Genomic DNA, 21,659 nt, shown 5'->3' on the forward strand with positions numbered 1-21,659 from the left:
GGCCCTGGCCGCCGCCCTGCTGAAACCGCACGACGCGCCGAAGGACGCGCTGACCCGCCTGATGGACAAGCTGTTCGGCCGCTTCTTCGCCTGGTTCAACCGCTTCTTCGGCCGCGCCTCGGACAAGTATGAAGGCGGCGTCAAGGGCGTGCTGCGCCGCAAGGGCGCTTCCGTCGCCGTCTACGCCGTGCTGGCGGTCGCCGCCGTCCTCATGTTCAAGGTCGTGCCGAACGGTTTCGTGCCGGCCCAGGACAAGCAGTACCTGGTCGGCTTCGCGCAACTGCCCGACGCCGCCTCGCTGGAACGCACCGACGCCGTGATCCGCCGCATGTCCGACATCGCCATGAAAGTGCCCGGCGTCGAATCGTCGGTGGCCTTCCCCGGCCTGTCGATCAACGGCTTCACCAACGCGCCGAACGCCGGCATCGTCTTCGCGACGCTGAAACCGTTCCACGAGCGCACCTCGAAGGAGCAGTCCGGCGAGGCGATTGCCGCCGAAATCAACAAACAGATGGGCGTGGTGCAGGATGCCTTCATCATGGTGTTCCCGCCGCCGCCGGTAAACGGCCTGGGCACCATCGGCGGCTTCAAAATGATGATCGAGGACCGCAACAACCTCGGCTACGACGAGTTGTACAAGGCCGTGCAGGCGATGCAGATGAAGGCGTGGCAAAATCCCAAGCTGGCCGGGGTGTTCTCCAGCTTCCAGATCAACGTGCCGCAGCTGTTCGCCGACGTCGACCGCGCCAAGGCCAAGCAACTGGGCGTGCCGCTGGCGACCATTTACCAGACGCTGCAGATCAACCTCGGTTCGATGTACGTGAACGACTTCAACCAGTTCGGCCGCACCTACCAGGTGCGCGTCCAGGCCGACGCGCCGTTCCGCTCGCACGCCGAAGCCATCGCGCAACTGAAGGTGCGCAACGAGAAGGGCGACATGATCCCGCTGTCGTCGCTGATGCGGGTGACCGACAGCTACGGCCCGGACCGCGTGCAGCGCTACAACGCCTATGTCGCGGCCGACCTGAACGGCGGCCCGGCCCCCGGCGTGTCGTCCGGCGAGGCGCAGGCCGAACTGGAAAAGATCGCCCGCGAAGTGCTGCCGAAGGGGATCGCCTTCGAGTGGACCGAGCTGACCTACCAGGACATCCTGTCCGGTAACACGATGATTTACGTGTTCCCGCTGTGCGTGCTGCTGGTGTTCCTGGTGCTGGCCGCCCAGTACGAAAGCTGGACGCTGCCGCTGGCCGTGATCCTGATCGTGCCGATGTCGATCCTGTGCGCCCTGATCGGCGTCAAGCTGACCCACGGCGACAACAATGTCTTCACCCAGATCGCGCTGTTCGTGCTGGTCGGGCTGGCGTCGAAGAACGCGATTTTGATCGTCGAATTCGCCCGCGAGCTGGAAGACCACGGCCGCAGCGTCGTCGAAGCGGCGCTGGAAGCGTGCCGCCTGCGTCTGCGTCCGATCCTGATGACCTCGATCGCCTTCATCATGGGCGTGGTGCCGCTGGTGTTCTCGCACGGCGCCGGCGCCGAAATGCGCCACGCGATGGGCGTGGCCGTGTTCGCCGGCATGCTGGGCGTGACCTTCTTCGGCCTGTTCCTGACGCCGGTGTTCTACGTCCTGCTGCGCACGCTGGCCCTGCGCATGGGGAAAAAATCCGCGCCGGCCGTGGCCGCGCCTACAATCGAAGGGACTGTTTAATGAGTACGCAACACCTCGCCAAACGTGTCGCTCCCCTGCTGGCGGCGCTGCTGCTGGTTGCCTGCGCGGCGCCGGAATTCAAGCAGCCGCAGATGGAACTGCCGGTCGCGTTCAAGGAAGCGCAGCAGCCCGTGCAAACGGCCGCCGACGGCAGCCGCTGGAAGCAGGGCCAGCCCGCCGAGCAGCAGGCGCGCGGCGAATGGTGGCTGGCGTTTAACGACCCGGCCCTGAACGAACTGGTGGCCGAAGCCGGCAAGGCCAACGCCAACCTGGCCGTGGCGGCGGCGCGGGTGCGCCAGGCGCGCGCCATCGCCGGCATCGCCGAGGCCGAGCGCATGCCGCAGGTGGGCGTCAACGTCGGCGCCCGGCGCAGCCGCGCCTCGGCGCAGTCGTTGGGCCTGCCGGAAGGCGCGAAGGTCGCGGCGGCGACGAGCTACCAGGCGAACCTGACGGCCAGCTACGAAGTCGACCTGTTCGGCCGCGTGGCGTCGAACGTCAGCGCCGCCCGCGCCGACGCCGCCGCCGTCGAGGCGACGTTCCGCTCGGTGCTGCTGGCGCTGCAGGCGGACGTGGCGCAAACCTACTTCCGTCTGCGCGCGACGGACGCGGAACTGGCGACGCTGGAACACACCGTGCGCCTGCGCGAGGAAAGCGTGCACGTCAACCAGCGCCGCTACGACCTGGGCGACATCGGCGAATTCGACCTGGCCCGCGCCAGGACGGAGCTGGCGACGGCGCGCGCCGAAGCGATCGGCCTGCAGCGCCAGCGCGTCGGCAACGAGCACGCGCTGGCCGTCCTGCTGGGCAAGCCGGCGGCCAACTTCACGGCCGGCGTCAGCCCGCTGCTCGACAGCGCCTTGATGCCGGTGGTGCCGGCCGGCCTGCCGTCGGCGCTGCTGGAGCGCCGTCCCGACATCGCCTCGGCGCAGCGCACGATGATGGCGGCCAACGCCCGCACCGGCGTGGCGCGGGCGGCGATGTTCCCGGCGCTGGCGCTGAACGCCTCCGGCGGCGGCCAGTCCGACAGCTTCGCCGACGTCTTCAAGTGGAGCAGCCGCTCCTGGCTGCTGGGCGCGCTGCTGTCGATGCCCGTCATCGACGGCGGCCGCAACAAGGCGGCCATCGCCCGCAGCGAAGCGGCGCTGGACGAGTCGGTCGGGGTCTACCGCCAAAGCGTGCTGGCGGCCTTCGCCGAGGTCGAGGACAACCTGGCCGGCCTGCGCATCCTCGCCGGGCAGGGCGCGCAGATCGACGCCGCCGTCGTGTCGGCGCGGCGCTCGGCCGAGCTGGCGCAGAAACTCTACGCGGCGGGGCGCTCCGGCTACCTCGACCTGCTCGACGCCCAGCGCAACCTGGCCAGCGTCGAACGCAGCGCCGTGCAACTGCGCGGCGAGCGGGCCGTGACGACGGTGGCGCTGATCCGCTCGCTGGGCGGGGGCTGGGACGGTGCGGCAAGCGCCAGCAAGTAAGTAAGTAAAGCAGGGAACAGGGTAGTTCTTTCACGGCGGACGCGCGCAAGCGCTCCGCCGTTTTTTTTGTTTCTATTGCGCGGCCAGTTGCCGCAGCACCCGCGCCACGGCGGCAATCGTGCGCTCGACGTCGGCCGGTGTCGTGCGCCAGTTGCACACCGAAATGCGCATACAGCGCCGGCCGCGCCAGGTGGTGCCGCCAAAGAAGGCTTCGCCGCGCTCGGTGACGGCCTTGATGACGGCATCCGTGTAGCGGTCGTGGTCGGCTTCGTTGGCGCCGGCACGGTCGTCGAGGAAGCGCACCAGGCCCTGGTTGATCTGCGACTGCCACACCACTTGCGCGCCGTCGAGCGCGCCGATGCCGTCGACGAGTGCGCGGGCGTGCCGGCAACTCCGTTCGACCAGGTCGGCGACGCCGTGCTTTCCCAGTTGACGCAGCGCCGCGTAAGTGGCGACGCCGCGCCCGCGCCGCGACCATTCCGGGTTCCAGTCGATTTGGTCGCGGGCGCCTTCGACGGCGATCAGGTAGCTTTCACTGTGGGAGTTGGCGCCGAAATGGGCGGCGCGGTCGGTGATGAAGGCGTAGCCGCAGTCGTAGGGCACGTTCAGCCACTTGTGGCCGTCGGCGACCCAGGAGTCGGCCTGTTCCAGTCCGGCGCTCAGGTGCCGCAGCGTGTCGCTGGCCGCCACCCACAGGCCGAACGCGCCGTCGACATGCACCCAGGCACCGTGCGCCCGTGCCAGCGGGATCAGCGCCGCGAAGTCGTCGAAGGCGCCGGTGTTCAGGTCGCCCGCCTGCAGCGCCACGATGGTGGCCGTGTCCGCTTCCTGCTCCAGCGCCGCCTGCAGCACCGCCGGGGCGAGCTTGCCGGCGCTGTCGGATGGCAGCAAGGTAATGGCTTGCTTGCCAAAACCCAGTAAGCGCGCGCTACGGTCGATGGAGCCGTGGTGCTGGTCGCTGGTCAGGATGCGGATGCGCGGCGCGCCATGCAGGCCGCGCGCTTCGACGTCCCATCCGCGCCGCGCCAGCAGGGCGTGGCGGGCCGCCGACAGCGCGATGGTATGGGCCATTTGCGAGCCGGTGGTCAAGGCGAAGCTGGCCGCCGATGGCAGGCCCAGCAATTCTTTCAGCCAGGCGCCGCACACTTCCTCGATGACGGCTTGGGCCGGGCTGCAGGCATAGATGGCGGCGTTCTGGTCCCAGGTCGACGTGAGCCAGTCGGCGGCCAGCGCGGCCGGCAGCGTGCCGCCGATGACCCAGGCAAAAAAGCGCCCGCCGGCGCTGCCGACGAGGCCGTCGGCGGTGTCGCGCACCAGCTCGTCGATGACGGTGGCAGGGTCGGTTTCCCATTGCGGCAAGGGCGTTTGCAGCCGGGCGCGCAGTTGCTCCAGCGTGGCCGTCGCGGCGACCCTGGAATCGGCCAGGCCATGCAGATAGTGCTGGGCATGCGTCATGGTGCGGCGCAGTAAATTGTCCTGTTGTATATTTTCTTCCATATCTTTTTCCTATACGATGAGTGTGCTTCGGGGTGGCGAAACTTGCATGGCATGGGCAAGATTCAAGAGCAAGCTTAGCGGCCATCCGGCGCCTGAGCCATCGATTTTTTAGCGTAAGAAGGTATAGAAAAACTCAACATGAAATTGCAACTTCCGCCCCTGCACAGCCTGCGCGCCTTCGAGGCGGCGGCGCGCCACCTGAACCTGTCTGCCGCGGCCGATGAGCTGCACGTCACCAAGGGCGCCGTCAGCCTGCAGGTGAAACGACTGGAGGACAGCGTGGGCACGGACCTGTTTGAACGCGGCGGACGGCGCCTCGCCCTGAGGCCGGCGGGCGAGCGCTATTTCGAAGCGGTGCGGCGGGCCTTGCGCGACATCGAACAGGCCACCGTGCAACTGCGCCATGCTCCCGCCGGCCTGCCGCTGACGGTCAGTTGCACGCCGGGGTTCGCGGTGCAATGGCTGGTGCCGCGACTGGCGCGCTTCGAGGCGATGGCGCCGCATGTGGATGTGCGCATCAAGGCGTCGAACCAGTTGTCCGACTTCGCCCGCGACCGCGTGGATTTCGCCGTCCGGCACGGACAGGGGGAATATCCGGATCTATGCGCCCACAAAATCTTTGACGATGAGTTGCTGGTGGTCGCGGCCGCGGCCTTGATGCAAGGGCGCCGGCCGCCGCGCAGCGATGCCGAGCTGGGCCAATTTGTCTTGCTGCATGACGAGCACCGGGGCGACTGGCGCCTGTGGCTGGAGGAGGCCGGTTTCGCCGCCGCGCTGGCCGAGCGGGGGCCGCTGTTCACGGAATCGAATGGGGCGGTGGAGGCGGTGCGCGCGGGCATGGGCCTGGCGCTGCTGCCCTTGGAACTGGTGCGCGCCGATCTGGCCGGGAATCGGCTGGTGCAGGTCTTCCCGGAGTCAATGAAGGGGCGGCTTGGATATTATCTGGTGTATCCGGAGCGTGCGCCGCTGCGTGCCGAAGCGGCGCAGTTCCGCGACTGGATGACAGGGGAGGCGGCCGCCGACATCGTTCGGCCTTAGATTGCGGCACCGCAAGCCGCTTGGCGGTTTTTGGGGCGGCATCAATGAAAAAAGACAGGCGAACCTGTCTTTTTTCCATTCCAAGCAGCGAAAATTACTTCGCTGGTGCTGCCGGTGCCGTTTCCGCCTTCACTTCGTCGGTGTGGGCTTTGGCTTTTGCTTTGGCTTTCGCGGCCTTTTTGTGGGCCTTGGCTTTGCTGACTTTTGCGTCCGCCTTGGCGCCGGCGACTTCTTCTTTCGCGCCGGCTACGGCAACCTTTTCTTTGGCGTCGGCCTTGGCCACTGCCTTGGTTTCCTGGGTGTTTGCTTTAGCGACTTCCTTGGTTTCTTTTGCTTCGGCCTTGACCACAGGGGTGGCCGGGGCGGCCGGGGCGGCGACAGGCGCTGGCGTCGTGGCAAATGCTGCGGTGGCGAACAGGGAGGCGATCAGGGTAGCGATTACTTTTTTCATGGTGTCAGTCCTTGAGTGGTATTAACGAGGTCGTTGTTTTAGTTCGATGGCGCGGCGCGGCTTACTTCGCTGGCGCAGCTTCTTTGGTGTCGGCTTTAGCTACTTCGGCGACGTCTTTCGCTTTCGCTTTCGGTGCTTTTTTGTGTGCTTTGGTTTTGCTGACTTTGGCTTCAGGCTTGGCTTCCGTTTTGGTGCCGGCCGCCACTGGCGTTTCTTTCGTATCGACCTTGACGGCGGCCTTGCTTGCGTCGGTTTTTGCAGCTTCTTTCACTTCAGCTTTAGCGGCTGGAGCGGCAGGGGTGGCAGCGGCAACAGCAGGCGCTGGCGTCGTGGCAAATGCTGCGGTGGCGAACAGGGAGGCGATCAGGGTAGCGATTACTTTTTTCATGGTGTCAGTCCTTGAGTGGTGTCAGTTTTATGGGTGTTTCAATTCGGTGCTGCTGAGCTAAAAACGTGTGGCCGGCGGTGGGCGTTGACGGCGATTACATCTTCTTACAATCGTCTGCGCCGGCCTTGTTATCGCTTGCTGAAGTCAGATATTACTTCGCTGGTGCCGCTTCTTTTGCTTCGACTTTCGCCGCTTCGGTGTGGGCTTTTGCTTTCGCTTTTGCGGCCTTTTTGTGGGCCTTGGCTTTGCTGACTTTTGCGTCCGCCTTGGCGCCGGCGACTTCCGCTTTTGCGTCGGCTACCTTGGCCGTTTCCTTGGCGTCGGCCTTGGCCACTTCTTTGCTTTCTTTGGCGCCAGCTTTAGCGACTTCCTTGCTTTGTTTGGCTTCTGCTTTGAGCACCGGAGTGGCAGGTGCCGGAGCTGCAGCGGCGGGGGCTGGAGTCTGTGCAAACGCTGCGGTGGCGAACATTGCGGCGATCAGGGTAGCGATAACTTTTTTCATGGTGTTGGCCTCAGGTGGTGGTTTTAAACAAGCGGGTCAATTCCCGTCTCATGAGCAAAAAACGCGGGCCATTACATCTGCGTTGACGTCTATTACATCCGCTTACAATCGGCTAGGAGATATTTCTTTCGTCAACATGTGTTGACAATGCGAATGCCGTCAACTACAGTTGACGCATGACGAATCTAAAAACACTGCCTTCCTCCGACCAGCCTGCCGAGGCGCTGGCGGCCGTCGTCGCCTTGCGCTTGATGGCTGACAAGCTGGAGCGCGATGCGGTGCGCGCGGCGCTGGAACAAGGCTGGTCGTGGTCGCACATCGCCCAGGCACTTGGCATCTCCAAGCAGGCGGCGCATAAGCGGCTCGCGGGCACTCTTTCCGAAAAATAATCTCATCAGGAGCTGGTATGTTTGATGCAATCAAGAAGCGTTTTCGTGACATGGGCACCATCAAGGCTTTATGCGAGAGCGCTGAAAGGCATGCGAATTCGGCCGGCCAGGCAGAGCCGGGCGCGGAGCATTTTGTGCTGGCGGCGCTGGACCTGCCGGATGGCACGGCGCGGCAGGTATTTGCGCGCCTGCGGGCCAACCCGGACGGTTATCGCGCCGCGATCGCCGAGCAATACGCAAGCGCCCTGCGCAATGTCGGTATCGCGATGGAAGCCGAAGCATTCGGCAACGGCGCGGCGATTCCCGGTGCCAAGGGAGCGTATGCCAGCCAGCCTTCGGCCCAGGCGTTGATGCGGGAATTGGCCGAACAGCGGAAGAGCGCGGGCAGCCTGCCTTTATTAGGGGTGCACGTGATTCTGGCCGCTGCCCAGGCGCAATTCGGCGTCGCCGCGCGCGCCCTGCAAGCGATGGGAGTGTCGCCGGCGGCGCTCGCCGAAGCGGCCAGGGCGGAAATTGCGGCAGCCGGCGGTGCGCCCGCATCATTCGGTTAGTTGGCGTACCGTGCGCCGCCGCGCCGTGCCGTAGACTGCCATCATCGCCATGCGCAGGTACGCCATGCAGGACGCGCTGAAAGCCTATCAGGAAAAACGCAATTTCGACGCCACGCCCGAGCCGGCCGGGGGCGGGGAGGGGGGCGCGGCCCTGTCGTTTGTCATACAGAAGCACTGGGCGCGCCGCCTGCACTACGATTTCCGCCTTGAGCTGGACGGCGCGCTGAAGAGCTGGGCGGTGCCGAAAGGCCCGAGTTACGACACTGCCGACAAGCGCATGGCCGTGCATGTCGAAGACCATCCGATTGCGTATGCCGGTTTCGAGGGGACGATACCGCCCCATCAATATGGCGCCGGCAAGGTGATTATCTGGGACAAGGGCAGCTGGCAACCGCTGGAAGACCCGCACAAGGGCTATGCGGACGGCAAGCTGAAGTTCGCACTGCACGGCCACAAGATGCGCGGCAAGTGGACGCTGGTGCGGATGAAGGACAGGGGCGACAAGAAGGAGCCCTGGCTGTTGATCAAGGAAAAGGATGCGTTCGCCCGCCCGGCGGCGCAGTTCAGCGTGGTCGACGAGATGCCCGGCAGCGTCAGGGATTTGCCGGCGCCGCCAGGCGCCGTGCCTGGCGGCGTTCGCCTCGCCGATGCGGCCCGCGAAGCCGCCTTGCCGGCCGCGCTGTCGCCGCAACTGGCGACGCTGGTCGACGCCGCGCCGACCTCGGCACAGGACTGGTTGTTCGAGGTGAAGTTCGACGGCTACCGTATCCTGAGCCGTATCGACGGCGGGACAATCCAATTATTCACCCGCAACGGCAACGACTGTACGCATAAATTGCGGCCCTTGCGCGCCGAACTGGCGCGCCTGCAATTGCCGTCGGGCTGGTACGACGGCGAGATCGTCGTCAACGACGCGCAGGGCCGCGCCGATTTCGGCCTGCTGCAACAGGCTTTCGACAGCGAAGCGACTGCCGGGATCCAGTACTTTCTGTTCGATATCCCCTTTTTCGACGGCCGCGACTTGCGCCCGCTGCCGCTGGAGACGCGCCGCGCCCTGTTGCGGGCGGCGCTGGCGCAGGCGCCGCCCTCGGAGACGGTGCGCTTCAGCGTGCAGCTCGACGGGCCGCCGCACGAGATTCTTGCCGCCGTCTGCAAAATGGGGCTGGAGGGCGTCATCGGCAAGCGCCGCGACGCGGCGTATGTGGAGCGGCGTTCGCGCGACTGGATCAAGCTCAAGTGCGGGCAGCGCCAGGAATTCCTTATCGGCGGCTACACCGACCCGCGGGGCAGCCGCAGCGGCATCGGCGCGCTGTTGCTGGGCACGCGCGACGCCCAGGGCCGCTTGCGCTACGCCGGCAATGTCGGCAGCGGCTTCGACCAGAGCTCGCTGCGCGAGTTGAAGGGGCGCCTGGCCGGCCTGGAGACGGAGCAGTGCCCGTTCGCCTCGTGCGCCGGCATCGCCCGCACCGCGCACTGGGTCAGGCCGCAGTTGCTGGCCGAAGTCAGTTTTGCCGAATGGACGCACGGCGGGGCCGTCCGCCATGCGGTGTTTCACGGCTGGCGCGCCGATACCCGTAGCGCCGGCCAGCCCGCGCCCGCCGGCAGGCTGCCGCCCGGGTTCAAGGTCAGCAACGCCGGGCGGCTCATCGACGCCGAGAGCGGCACCACGAAGATGGCCCTGGTGCGCTATTACGCGCTGGTCGGCCCGCTGATGCTGGTGCATTTGAAGGGCCGGCCGGTGTCGCTGGTGCGGGCGCCGTCCGGCGTCGGCGGCGAGCTGTTCTTCCAGAAGCATGTCGACAGCAGCAAGCTGCCGGGCGTGCGGCAGCTCGACCCGGCCCTCGATCCGGGACACGCGCCCCTGCTGGAGGTGGCGACGCTGGCCGGCCTGCTTGGCGCGGCGCAATGGAACGTCATCGAATTCCATACCCAGAACGCGCTGGCGGCGCGCTACGACACGCCGAACCGCATCGTCTTCGATCTCGATCCCGGCAAGAGCGTGCCGTGGCAGGCCGTCCAGGACGGCGCGCTGCTGATGCGCGCCTTTCTCGACACGCTGGGCCTGCCGGCGTTTTTGAAGACCAGCGGCGGCAAGGGCTTGCACGTGGTGGTGCCGATCAGGCCGTTCTACGGCTGGGACACGGTGAAGGCGTTTTCCCAGACGATCGTGGCGCATATGGCGCGGACGATACCGGAGCGTTTTGTGCTCAAGAGCGGCCCGGCCAACCGCGTCGGCAGGATCTTCATCGACTACCTGCGCAACGGGCGCGGTTCGACCACCGTCTGCGCCTGGTCGGCGCGCACCCGTCCGGGCATGGGCATTTCGGTGCCGGTCGGCTGGGACGAGCTGGCTTCGCTCCGAGGCGGCGACCAGTGGACGGTGGCGAATGTGCACACGCGCCTGGATCGCGGCAACCAGGCCTGGGCCGCCTACGCGAAAAGCGCGCGCGGCATCCGGGCGGCGATGCGCAAGCTCGGCTTCGATCCTTCTGCGACCGCTTATTGAGAAATATCATACCTTGTGGCGGTCGTGTTGCTAGGCGCGCGGCTTCCGATTACATTTGTCGAGCTTGCCGCAGATGGCGCAAGGCGCGCCCGTCGGCACAATACATGACGAGGAAATCGCATGATTTATGACGCAATCATCATCGGCGGCGGCTTTGCCGGCCTGTCCGCCGCGACGCCGCTGGTGCGCGCCCGGCGCCGCGTGCTGGTCATCGACGCCGGCCGCTCGCGCAACCGCTTCGCCGCGCACTCGCACGGCGTGCTGGCGCACGACGGGCGCTCCGGGCGGGAGCTGCTGGCCACCGCGCGCGCCCAGCTGGCCGAGTATCCGGACTTTACGCTGTGGTCGGGCGAGGTGCTGTCGCTGCAGCAGGGCGACGGCGCCTTCAGCGCGCACCTGGACGGCGCCAGGCGCGCCGACGGCCGTCGCGTCATCCTGGCCACCGGCGTCAGCGACCCGCTGCCGGAGATACCCGGACTGGCCGAGCGCTGGGGCAAGACGGTGCTGCATTGCCCGTACTGCCACGGCTATGAGGTCGGCGGCGGGCAGATCGGCGTGCTGGCGAACACGCCGATGTCGATGCAGCAGGCGTCGCTGATCGCCGACTGGGGGGACGTGACGTTTTTCACCAACGGCCACGCGGTGCTCGACGAGACGTCCTGCATCACGCTGGCGCGGCGCAAGGTGCGGGTCGAGACGGTCGCCGTGCGGGCCGTCGAGGGCGAGGGTACGGCGCTCAGCGCGGTGCGGCTGGCGGATGGCCGGGCGGTGCCGGTGCGGGCGCTGTTCGTGTCGGTGCGCGCGGAGCAGAGCAGTTCGCTCGCCGGCCAGCTCGGTTGCGAATTCGAGGACACGCCGGGCGGGCTGGTGGTGCGCACGGATGCGTGGAAGCTGAGCAGCGTGCCGCATGTGTACGCGGCCGGCGACGCCGCGCGCTTCCCGCAGAATATATCCTTCGCCTGCGCCGACGGCGTGGCGGCGGGCATCGGCGTGCACCATTCGCTGATCGCCGAAGAGATCGGGGCGATCTAGTGTCCTGCATCGCAGATTCCTTGAATAAATATGTGGAGAATCGCCCTGATACCGCGTCGCAAATGCGCGCAAGGCCCCGGCCTTGCTGTGCTTCGCTCCTTGTCTCAGGCCGATTTCATCACATTTATGATTCAACGAACTTGTGATTCAGGGCACTAGGGACGCCCCGGGATTGCCCCGGCTTTGCGCCGCGCCGGCGCCTTGCCGGCGCGCGCCGGCGCCGCGTCCTTTGCCGCCGCGGCCGGCTGTTTGCCCAGGCTTTGCCGCAGCAGCGCCACCAGGTCGACGACGTTGCCCGTCGCCGCCCGGCGCTGTTCCGGCGCGGCGGCGGTGATGGTCTTGGTTTGCTTCGCCTTGATCTTCTTGTCCACCAGCGCCAGGATGTCGTCGCGGTAGCTGTCGCGGTATTGCTGCGGCTGCCAGGCTTCGCTCATGTCCTCGACCAGCGACAGCGCCATCCGCAGTTCCTTGTCGGTGATGCCGGCCTCCTTCGGCGCGGCGGCCGGCAGCCTCAGCTCGTCGGCGGCGCGCAGTTCGGCGGGGTAGCGCAGCGTGTTGAGCACGATCGCCGCGTCGACGCAGACCAGCGCGCACAGGTGCTGGCGGGCGCGTATGACGACGTGGGCGATGCCGATCTTGTCGGCGCGGCGCAGGGTTTCGCGCAGCAGCGCGTAGACCTTGTCGCCGCCGCGCGCCGGCGCCAGGTAGTAGGGCTGCGCGTAATGGATCAGCGGCACGTCGGCGGCGTGGACGAAGGCGAGGATGTCGATGCTCTGCGTGGCGCGCACGTTGGCGCGCTTCAAGTCCTCGTCGGACAGCACGACGAATTCATCGTCGGCGTACTCATAGCCTTTGACGATGTCGTCCCAGCCCACCTCCGCGCCGGTTCGCTTGTTGTAGCGCTTGAAGCCGACGGGGGCGAAGTCGCGCCGGTCCAGCATGGTCAGGTCGAGTTCGTTTTCGTGCACGGCCGGGTACAGCTCGACGGGGATATGCACGAGGCCGAAACTGATCGCCCCCGTCCACAGCGCGCGCGGCACGGCTTAGTCCCCGGCGCTGCCGGCGGCGCCGGACGGGTGTTCCGATGGCTTCATCGCGTTCTCCTTGGCGTGAAGACGACAGTATCGGCGCGGCGCGCCGTTCCGACGGTGCGCTTGCTCACAAAGCGCGAAATATTGGCGCTCTAAGACATTGTTTTATTTGTACTTTATGGCACACTACAGGAGGGCGTGTAAATTTAACGGCAAGCGGGAGGCGTAATGGCAGAGTTGCGGCCGAAGAATGTGGCGATGTTCGTGCATCCGGACGGCGAGCGGCGCGCCGAGTTCCAGCGCGAGTGCGGCGAGCTGTTCGAGCGCCTCTACCTGTGCGCCGACACCGGCGAGGCGGCGCCCGAGCTGGTGCGCCGCCGCATCGACCTGCTGGTGCTCGACGTCTGGCAGCTTGAGCGCGAGGTCGACCTGGCCGGCGTGGGCGAGCTGTTGCGTAGCCGCGCCGGCGCGCCGACCTTGTTGCTGTGCCCGTTCACGGGCAGCGCCTGGATCCCCGAGCTGATGGCCTACGGGCCGCTGCAATACCTGATCACGCCGGCCTGCGCCAGCGAGCTGCAGCAGTGCGTGCGCCAGGCGCTGCACCAGATCGACCACGCGCCGGGGCCGGAATTGCTGCAGTTCCAGCTGCAGGCGAAGGAAAAGGAGTTGCGCGAGTTGCTGGCGATCCAGCGCGGCCTGCAGCGCGTGCTGGCCGACGCCGACGACCCGGACCGGGTGGCCGAGCAGGTCTGCCTGGCGCTGTGCGCGTTTCCCGGCGTGCGCCACAGCGCGCTGTTCCAGATCAAGGCGCGCGGCGACTTGCAACTACTGGCCCAGGAGTCGCGCAACCACCTCGACCTGCGCCGCCTGCTGCAGCGCGACGACCGGCTGTTCCAGTCGCCGCTGCGCGACGTCTTTCCGCCGCTGCTGGCGGCCGCCGGCGGCGCGCTGGTGTTGCTGGACGCGCCGGAAAAGTCGGGCCACCCGGAGCTGGCCGTCAGCCTGTACGACCGCGACGTGCAGATGGTACTGGGCGTGCCGCTGGGCGGCGGCGAGGCCGGCGCCATCCAGGGCGCGCTGGGCCTGATGTTCGACCGGCGCATGCCGTTTTCCCGCGAGCAGTTCAACTGCTTCGCCAGCCTGGCGCAATTGATCGGCTTCGGCCTGGCGATGGGCGAGCTGAAGCGGCGCAACGACGAATTGCGCGGCCAGCTCGACAACGCCAACACCACCGACGCGCTGACGGGGACGGCCAACCGCCGCCAGGGCGAGTACTGGCTGGGGCGCGAGATCGGCCGGGCGCGCCGCTACGGCGTGCCGCTGGCGCTGCTCAGCGTCGGCGTCGACCGTTTCGCCGAACTGGGCGAGCGGCACGGCGCCGGCGCGGCGCTGGCGCTGAAAACGCTGGCGGCGGCGGCCCAGGCGACGCTGCGCGGCTCCGACGAGTTGGTGCGCATGGGCGAGGACAGCTTCCTCATCATCGCGCCGCACACGACGGCCATCGACGCCGTGCGCATCGGCGAAAAAGTGCGCGCGGCCGTCATGGCCGCCGATTTCGCCGGCTGCGAGCGGGTCAGCATCAGCGTCGGCGTGGCCGAGCTGGGCGGCGAGGAAAGCGCGGAAGGGCTGCTGCGCCGGCTAGGCGCGGCCCTGTGCCTGGCCCAGCGCGGCGGCGGCAACTGCATCGAGCAGGCGCTGGCGCTGGTGTAGCGGGGACGAACCATCCTGTCCGGGATCGCTTTCCCGGCAAGGCTGGCCTGTTCCCGGCCGGGCGCTTCGTGGTAGGCTTGCGCCTTTCAAAAAACTGGAACGCGACCATGCCGCTTTGGCTCAGACTATACCGGCGTCCGCTGCTGGCCGGCGACCTCACGGCCGGCGTCGTCGTGGCGATGATGATGATCCCGCAGGGCATGGCCTACGCGCTGGTGGCGGGCTTGCCGCCGGTGGCCGGGATCTACGCCAGCATCCTGCCGCCGGTGCTGTATGCGCTGTTCGGCAGCAGCATGACGCAGTCGGTCGGGCCGATGGCCATCGTGTCGCTGATGACGGCCGCCGCGCTGGCGCCGCTGGCCGACCCCGGCTCGGCCCTGTATGTGACGCTGGCGGCGCAACTGGCGCTGATCAGCGGCGCGCTGCTGCTGCTGTGCGGCGTGCTGCGCCTGGGCTTCCTGGCCGGCTTCCTGTCGCGCCCCGTCATTTCCGGCTTCAGCAACGGCGCCGCCATCGTCATCGTCGTCGGCCAGGTGCCGGCGCTGCTGGGCGCGCGGCCGCCGCAGTGGCACGCCCCCAGCGCGCTGCTGGGGCTGGGCAGCTTGCTGCTGCTGTGGCTGGCAAAACGCTACGGCGGCGCGCTGCTGCGCCGCTGCGGCTGCGGCGCGGCGGCCGCCGAAACGGGCGCGCGCATGGCACCGATGCTGCTGGTGCTGGGCGCGACGGCGCTGGTGGCGGCGCTGGACCTGGCCGGCGCCGGCGTGCACACCACCGGCCACGTGCCGTCCGGCCTGCCGTCGCTGGGGCTGGTCGCCTCGGCCGGCCACTGGCGCGCGCTGTTGTCGCCGGCCCTGTTGATCGCCTTCATCGTTTTCTTGATGAGCATGTCGGCGGCGCAGACGCTGGCGCACAAGCGCGGCGAGAAGCTGCTGACCAACCGCGAGCTGCTGGGGCTGGGCGCGGCGAACCTGGCCAGCGCCGTCTCGGGCGGCTTTCCCGTCACGGGCAGCATGTCGCGCTCGGCCGTGAACTTCTCGGCCGGCGCCAACACGCCGCTGGCCAGCGTCGTCACGGCGGCCCTGCTGGCGCTGGCGCTGGTGGCGCCGACCGGCTGGCTGGCGCTGCTGCCGCTGCCGGTGCTGGCCGCCACCATCGTCTTCGCCGTCGCCGGCATGCTCGACATGGCCACGCTGCGCCAGGCCTGGCGCTACGACCGCAGCGACGCGCTGGCGCTGCTGGCGACCACGGCCGGCGTGCTGTTGCTGGGCGTCGAGGCCGGCGTCGTCATCGGCGTGCTGCTGTCGATGGGCGCCTTGATCTGGCGCGCCAGCCGGCCGCACATCGCCGTGCTGGGGCGCATCGCCGGCAGCGAACACTTCCGCAACATCGAGCGCTACGCCGGGGAGACGCTGCCGGCCATCCTGGTGCTGCGCGTCGACGCCGGCCTGTTCTTCGGCAACGTCGACGCCGTCGGCGCGCGCATCGACGAGGAGGTGCGCGCCCGTCCCGACACGCGCGCGCTGGTGCTGGTGCTGTCGGCCGTGAACCAGATCGACACGACGGCCCTGTCCGGCCTGCAGGAGTGGAACCGCGGCCTGGCCGCGCGCGGCGTCGCGCTGCACCTGGCCGAGGTCAAGGGGCCGGTGATGGATCGCCTCAAGCACAGCACCTTGCTGCAGGAGCTCAGCGGTCCCGTTTACCTGAGCACGGCGCTGGCCTGCGACGATCTGGCGCGGCGGGCGCCGCCCCTTCATGGGCGCGCGCAGGGCGGCGCGCTGCCATAGCGGCCATGCCGGCGCCGGAAAATGATGCCTGTAGGCATGGACGGAGCCCCGGCATGGCGCTATCATGCTCCGGGTACGGTGACGGCGATCCCGCTCACCGTGCTTGACCAGGGCCGATTCGATGTGAAGGCGGAGATGAGTATTAACAAGATCGCAACAGGCGGCTTCCTTGCGGCCCGGGCCGCCGGCGCGGCCGCGCTGGCGCTGGCCGCCGCGCTGGCCGGCGCCGCCGGCGCGGCCACGGCCGGAACCGGGGCCGGGACCGGGGGCGGGGCCGACCTCGCGCCCAAGCGCATCCTGTTCCTGAACGGCTACGGTTACGGCCGCGCCAGCGCCGACGCCTTCACGCGCACCTATGTCGGCGAACTCAATCTGGCCGGCGTCAGCAGCGAGCACATCCTCGTCGAATACCTGAACCTGAACCGCGACGACGGCCCGGCCCTGCGCGCGCGCATGCGCGAATTGTTGCTTTTAAGATACACCGAGCAGCGCCCCGACTTGATCGTCACGATGCAGACGGCGGCCCTCGACTACCTGCTCGGCGAGCTGGAGCCGCTGGCGCGCCAGGCGCCCGTGCTGGCCGTCTCGGCCGCCGCCGCGCCGCTGCCGGCCGGCCCCGGCCTGCACATCTGGCGCCAGGGCGCCGACGTCGATTTCGCCGGCACGCTGGCGCAGGCCGTGGCGCTGTTTCCCGCCACGCGGCGCGTCGTCGTCGCGCTCGGCGCCGGCCCCGCCGACCAGGCCATGAAGCGGGCCATGCAGCAGGCCGCGCTGCCGTGGCGCGGCCGCCTCGACATCGAATACCTCGACGGCATGAGCCTGGCGCAGATGAAGCAGCGCGCCGCCAGCCTGCCGGCCGGCAGCATCCTGATCGGCAGCACGATCAACCGCGACAAGGACGGCGCGCTGGCGACGCCGCCGCAGTTCGCCGGCGAGCTGGCGCGGCTGGCCAACGCCCCCGTGTTCGTGCTCTACAACACGGCCCTGGGCGACGGCGCCATCGGCGGCTCCGTGCTGCACGTCGAGCAGGAGGCGCGGCGCCTGGCGCGCACCTCGCTGGCGCTGCTGGGCGGCGGCGCGCGCCCGGCCGGCAGCGCCGAGCTGGCGCCGGCCGCCCACGTGCCGCTGTACGACTGGCGCCAGCTGGAGCGCTGGGGCGCCGACCTGGACGGCCTGCCGCCGTCGGCCGAGTTCATCAACCGGCCGCCGTCGCTGTGGCAGCAGCACCGCGGCGCCGTGCTGGCGGCGCTGGCCGTGATCGCCGCGCTGACGGCGTTGCTGAGCCTGCTGTTGCTGCAGCGCCGGCGCCTGCGGGCCGCCCAGGCGGCCAGCCGCGACAGCGAGGAGCGCTGCCGCAACCTGGTCGAGTACGCCCCCGAGGCCATCCTGGTCCTCGACCTCGACCTGGGCCGCTTCGTCGACGGCAACAGCAACGCCGAGCGCCTGCTGGGCTGGAGCCGCGCGGCCCTGCTGGCCAGCGGCCCCGGCGACCTGTACACGGAAACCCAGCCGGACGGCCGGCCGCTGGCCGACAGCATCGCCGAGCACATCGGCCGCGTCATGGCCGGCGAGCAGGTGGCCACCGAGCGCTACATGCGCCGCAGCGACGGCAGCGTCTTCCCCTGCGACGTCTGGCTGGTGCGCCTGCCGGCGCCGGGCCGGCGCCTGCTGCGCGGCGGCTTCATCGACAGCACCGAGCGCAAGCGCGCCGAGCAGGAATTGCTGCTGCACCGCGACCACCTGGAGGAATTGGTGCAGCAGCGCACCGCCGCGCTGTCGGTGGCGCTGACCGAGGCCGAGGCGGCCAGCCGGGCGAAAAGCGCCTTCCTGGCGAACATGAGCCACGAGCTGCGCACGCCGCTGAACTCGGTGATCGGCTTTTCCCGGCTGATGAGCGACTCCGCCGAGCTGGGCGCCGACGCGCGCCACAACCTGGCCATCATCAACCGCGCCGGCCTGCACCTGCTGACCCTGATCAACGACATCCTCGAACTGTCGAAGATCGAGGCGGGGCGCATGCAGTTGCAGGCCGTGACGGTGGAGCTGCAGCCGCTGCTGCGCGAGGTGCTCGACCTGGTGCGCGTGCGCGCCGCCGACGCCGGCGTCGCGCTGCGCCTCGACTGCGGCCCGTTGCCGGCGCTGGTGCGCCTGGACGGCGGCAAGCTGCGCCAGGTGCTGCTGAACCTGCTCTCGAACGGCGTCAAGTTCGCCGCCGGCGGCAGCGTCACGCTGGCGCTGCAGGCGCGCGCGCTGGCCGGCGACGCCGTCGAGCTGGCCTTCTCCGTGCGCGACACGGGCGTCGGCATCGGCGCCGCCGACCAGGCGCGCATTTTCGAACCCTTCGTGCAGAGCGAGGCCGCGCACGGGCGCGGCGGCACCGGCCTGGGCCTGACGATTTCGCGCCAGTTCGTGCGCCTGATGGGCGGCGAGCTGGGCGTGCAGTCCGACGTCGGCGCCGGCGCCGACTTCCGCTTCAGCGTGACGGCCGAGCGGGTGCTGGCGCCGGCCGCGGCGCCGGCCGACGCCGGCCGCGTCTGCGGCCTGGAGCCGGCCCGCCGCGGCGCCGCCGTGCTGCTGGTCGACGACGACGCCGACTGCCGCGCGCTGCTGCGCGCGCTGCTGGAGCCGCTCGGCTTCGCCGTCGCCGAGGCGGCCGACGGCGAAGCGGCCCTGGCGCGGCTGGCGGCGGCGCCGTATGCGCTGCTGCTGTGCGACCGGCGCATGCCTGGCCTGGACGGCATCGCGCTGACGCGGCGCCTGCGCGACCGGGGCGGCGCGCAGCCGCGCATCGTCATCATGACCGCCTCGGCCTTCGAGGAGGAGCAGCAGGAGGCGCTGGCGGCCGGCGCCGACGCCTTCCTGCGCAAGCCGATCGAGCAGGACAAATTGTTCGCCCTGATCGAGCGGCAGCTGGATTTGCGCCTGCTGCGCGCCGCGCCGGCCGCCGCGCCGCCGGCCGACCTGGCCGACCTGGCGCCGCCGCTGCCGGCCGACCTGGCGGCGCTGGCGCCGGCGCTGCGGCGCGCGCTGATGCAGGCCGTGCGCGAGCTGGACCTGGCGCGCGCCCACGCCGCGCTGGCCGAGGTGGCCGCGGCCGCGCCGGCGCTGGCCGCGCCGATTACCGCGATGCTCGAACAGCACCAGTACCTGGACCTGTGGCAGTTGCTGCAGGAAGCCGGCGCGCCGCAGGCGGCGGCGCAGTGAGGCCGCCGATGGCGCGGGCCTGCCCATGCTAGCGCGGCGCCGGCCCGGCCGCGGCGTCTCCATCGCCGTCATCGTCAGCGCCGCGCTGACGGCCCTCGTGACGCTGGTGCTGGTGGCCTTCGCGGCCTTCTTTTACCAGTCCGAGCGCGACCAGCGCTGGGCGCAATTGCACAAGGCCCTGGCCGTCAGCGCCGACGAGCTGGCCGTCGCCGTCGAGCTGCCGGTGTGGAACTTCGACGAAAGCCAGATCCTGGCCATCATGAAGAGCAGCCTGAACAACCACGAGCTGTACGCCAGCGTCGTCGCGCCGGCCTCCGGCAAGCGCCGCTACATCCTCAGCCGCAACGGCGCCGGCAGCTTCGACAGCGGCGCCGCGCTGCCGGCCGACCCCGAGCTGCTGCTGGAGCGCCGCGCCATCGTCGTCGCCGGCCAGCAGGTCGGCAGCGTCAGCGTCTACGCCTCGCCGGCGCAGCTGCGCGCCGAGCTGCGCCAGCGCCTGCTGGCCATCGTCGGCATGATCTTCGTGCTCGACCTGACGCTGGTGCTGGGCGTGTGCCTGCTGCTGTGGTTCCTGATGCTGAAACCGCTGACGGCCGTCGGCCAGTACGCCGCCGCCGTCATGGCCGGCCGCGACGCCGACGCCGCCGTGCCGCAGCGGGTCTGGTTCTTCGGCGAGCTGAAGGCGCTGAACCGGACGATACGGGCGATGATCGCGCTGCTCGACAGCCGCTACCAGGCCATGCACCGCAGCGAGGAGCGCCTGCAGATGGCGACGATCGCCGCCAGCATCGGCATCTGGGACTGGAATGTGCGCAGCAACGAGCTCAACGGCGACGAGCAGATGCTGCGCCTGTACCGGGCCGACGCCGACGCCGCCCCCGACATGCTGGAGGTCTGGTCGGGCGCGCTGCTGCAGGCCGACCGCGTGCCGACCATGCGCGCGCTCGGCGCGGCGCTGCGCGGCGAGGACGAGTTCGACGTCGAGTTCCGCATCGTCTGGCCGGACGGCTCGGTGCGCCACATCAAGGCCGACGCCGTCATCTTCCGCGACGCCGACGGCCAGCCGGTGCGCATGATAGGCACCAACTACGACATCACCGAGCACAAGGAGGCCGAGCAGGAGCTGCTGCGCCACCGCCACCATCTGGAGGAACTGGTCGACGAGCGCACGCGCGCGCTGTCGGTGGCCGTCGAGCAGGCGCAGGCGGCGAACCGGGCCAAGAGCGTGTTCCTGGCGAACATGAGCCACGAACTGCGCACGCCGCTCAACTCCGTCATCGGCTTCTCGCGCCTGATGGCCGACTCCACCCACATGCTCGACGACGAGAAGCGCAACCTGGCCATCATCCACCGCTCCGGCAACCACCTGCTGACCTTGATCAACGACATCCTCGAACTGTCGAAGATCGAGGCGGGCCGGCTGTCGGCGCAGACCGAGGTGGCCGGCCTCGACGGCCTGCTGCAGGAAGTGATGGACATGGTCAGCGTGCGCGCCGTGCAGGCCGGCATCGCGCTGCGCCTGGACGCGGCCGGGCTGCCGGCGGCGGCGCGGCTGGACGCGACCAAGCTGCGCCAGGTGCTGCTGAACCTGATGTCGAACGCCGTCAAGTTCGGCCTGCGCGGCGCCGTCACGCTGCAGGCGCGCGGCGCCGCCCTCGGCGGCGAACAATGGGAACTGCAATTTGCCGTCAGCGACGAGGGCGTCGGCATCGCCGCCGCCGACCAGCAGCGCATCTTCGAGCCCTTCATCCAGGCCGACGGCGCCAAGGAGGGCACCGGCCTGGGCCTGACGATTTCGCGCGAATTCGTGCGCCTGATGGGCGGCGAACTGTCGCTCGAATCGGCGCCGGGGCAGGGCGCCGTGTTCCGCTTCGCCATCCCGGTGCAGGCGGCCAGCGCGGCGGCGCCGGCGCCGGCCAGCGAAGTGGCCGGACTGGCGCCGCCGCAGCGCGGCAAGCGCATCCTCGTCGTCGACGACAACGCCGACGGCCGCGAACTGCTGGACAAGCTGCTGGCGCCGCTCGGCTTCGCCGTCGAGCACGCCGCCGACGGCGCCGCCGCGCTGGCGGCCATCGCCGCCTGGCGCCCCGAGCTGGTGTTCATGGACTGGCGCATGCCGGGCCTGGACGGCCTGGAGGTGACGCGCCGCGTGCGCGCCCACGCGGCGCTGGCGCAGCCGCGCATCGTCATGCTGACGGCCTCCGCCTTCGAGGAGGAGAAGCAGGCGGCGCTGGCGGCCGGCGCCGACGAATTCCTCCGCAAGCCGGTCGAGCGCGCCCAGTTGTACCAGGCGCTGGAGCGCCAGCTGCAGCTGCGCTTCCTGCGCCGCGCGGCGGCCGCCGCGCCGGCGCCGCGCGCGCCGCTGCGCGGCGCCGACCTGGCGGCGCTGGCGCCGGCCG

Annotated in this window: 16 protein-coding genes; 11 read left to right on the forward strand and 5 right to left on the reverse strand. The window is 69.3% G+C overall.

Annotated elements, in window-relative coordinates; translation table 11 throughout:
- Together OIK44_RS25210 and OIK44_RS25215 are read left to right on the forward strand one after the other, a co-directional pair.
- On the forward strand, nt 1-1,708 hold a 1,708-nt coding region (locus OIK44_RS25210; RefSeq protein WP_273674956.1), incomplete at its 5' end, for an efflux RND transporter permease subunit.
- Nucleotides 1,708-3,177 carry an efflux transporter outer membrane subunit gene (locus OIK44_RS25215; RefSeq protein WP_273674958.1) on the forward strand — a complete coding sequence of 490 codons (1,470 nt, stop codon included), beginning with the start codon at nt 1,708-1,710 and terminating at the stop codon, nt 3,175-3,177. The genes OIK44_RS25210 and OIK44_RS25215, both read left to right, overlap by 1 nt.
- Nucleotides 3,178-3,249: 72 nt before the next feature.
- On the opposite strand, the gene OIK44_RS25220 is transcribed toward OIK44_RS25215, so the two are convergent.
- Entirely contained in the window at nt 3,250-4,674 is a 1,425-nt protein-coding gene (locus OIK44_RS25220; RefSeq protein ID WP_273674961.1) for a pyridoxal phosphate-dependent decarboxylase family protein, read from the reverse strand.
- A gap of 138 nt (nt 4,675-4,812) precedes the next feature.
- Between OIK44_RS25220 and gcvA the strand changes: the two genes are divergently transcribed.
- The gene (gene gcvA / locus OIK44_RS25225; RefSeq protein WP_273674963.1) at nt 4,813-5,712 is read left to right on the forward strand and encodes a transcriptional regulator GcvA; all 900 of its coding nucleotides are present in this window, start codon (nt 4,813-4,815) and stop codon (nt 5,710-5,712) included.
- 94 nt (nt 5,713-5,806) lie between these two features.
- Here gcvA and OIK44_RS25230 read toward each other — a convergent pair whose 3' ends face one another.
- The 3 genes from OIK44_RS25230 to OIK44_RS25240 form a co-directional block, all read right to left on the reverse strand.
- On the reverse strand, nt 5,807-6,163 hold the full coding sequence (locus OIK44_RS25230) for a hypothetical protein (RefSeq protein ID WP_273674965.1): 357 nt from the start codon (nt 6,161-6,163) through the stop codon (nt 5,807-5,809).
- 61 nt (nt 6,164-6,224) lie between these two features.
- The gene (locus tag OIK44_RS25235) at nt 6,225-6,551 is read right to left on the reverse strand and encodes a hypothetical protein (RefSeq protein ID WP_273674967.1); all 327 of its coding nucleotides are present in this window, start codon (nt 6,549-6,551) and stop codon (nt 6,225-6,227) included.
- Between the two features lie 151 nt (nt 6,552-6,702).
- Nucleotides 6,703-7,053, reverse strand: a complete 351-nt coding sequence (locus tag OIK44_RS25240) for a hypothetical protein (protein WP_273674968.1) — start codon at nt 7,051-7,053, stop codon at nt 6,703-6,705.
- Between the two features lie 176 nt (nt 7,054-7,229).
- Between OIK44_RS25240 and OIK44_RS25245 the strand changes: the two genes are divergently transcribed.
- The 4 genes from OIK44_RS25245 (at nt 7,230) to OIK44_RS25260 (ending at nt 11,531) form a co-directional block, all read left to right on the forward strand.
- Entirely contained in the window at nt 7,230-7,442 is a 213-nt protein-coding gene (locus OIK44_RS25245) for a helix-turn-helix domain-containing protein (protein WP_273674969.1), read from the forward strand.
- A 17-nt stretch (nt 7,443-7,459) separates the two neighbouring features.
- Nucleotides 7,460-7,993: a Clp protease N-terminal domain-containing protein gene (locus tag OIK44_RS25250; RefSeq protein WP_273674971.1), complete on the forward strand. Its 534-nt coding sequence runs from the start codon at nt 7,460-7,462 to the stop codon at nt 7,991-7,993.
- A gap of 64 nt (nt 7,994-8,057) precedes the next feature.
- Nucleotides 8,058-10,499: a DNA ligase D gene (gene ligD / locus OIK44_RS25255; RefSeq protein ID WP_273674984.1), complete on the forward strand. Its 2,442-nt coding sequence runs from the start codon at nt 8,058-8,060 to the stop codon at nt 10,497-10,499.
- A gap of 120 nt (nt 10,500-10,619) precedes the next feature.
- Nucleotides 10,620-11,531: an NAD(P)/FAD-dependent oxidoreductase gene (locus OIK44_RS25260; protein WP_273674973.1), complete on the forward strand. Its 912-nt coding sequence runs from the start codon at nt 10,620-10,622 to the stop codon at nt 11,529-11,531.
- Nucleotides 11,532-11,686: 155 nt separating this feature from the next.
- Here OIK44_RS25260 and ku read toward each other — a convergent pair whose 3' ends face one another.
- A complete protein-coding gene (gene ku, locus OIK44_RS25265) occupies nt 11,687-12,571 on the reverse strand; it encodes a non-homologous end joining protein Ku (RefSeq protein WP_273674975.1) in 885 nt (294 codons plus the stop codon).
- 219 nt (nt 12,572-12,790) lie between these two features.
- Between ku and OIK44_RS25270 the strand changes: the two genes are divergently transcribed.
- The 4 genes from OIK44_RS25270 to OIK44_RS25285 form a co-directional block, all read left to right on the forward strand.
- Nucleotides 12,791-14,272 carry a GGDEF domain-containing response regulator gene (locus OIK44_RS25270; RefSeq protein WP_273674977.1) on the forward strand — a complete coding sequence of 494 codons (1,482 nt, stop codon included), beginning with the start codon at nt 12,791-12,793 and terminating at the stop codon, nt 14,270-14,272.
- 107 nt (nt 14,273-14,379) lie between these two features.
- Entirely contained in the window at nt 14,380-16,056 is a 1,677-nt protein-coding gene (locus OIK44_RS25275) for a SulP family inorganic anion transporter (protein ID WP_273674979.1), read from the forward strand.
- A 135-nt stretch (nt 16,057-16,191) separates the two neighbouring features.
- The gene (locus OIK44_RS25280) at nt 16,192-19,260 is read left to right on the forward strand and encodes a response regulator (RefSeq protein WP_273674980.1); all 3,069 of its coding nucleotides are present in this window, start codon (nt 16,192-16,194) and stop codon (nt 19,258-19,260) included.
- A 25-nt stretch (nt 19,261-19,285) separates the two neighbouring features.
- Nucleotides 19,286-21,659: response regulator (locus tag OIK44_RS25285; RefSeq protein ID WP_273674982.1), on the forward strand; the 2,374-nt coding region annotated here is incomplete at its 3' end.

It is taken from the genome of Janthinobacterium fluminis, assembly GCF_028595325.1.
GTDB lineage: Bacteria > Pseudomonadota > Gammaproteobacteria > Burkholderiales > Burkholderiaceae_D > Janthinobacterium > Janthinobacterium fluminis.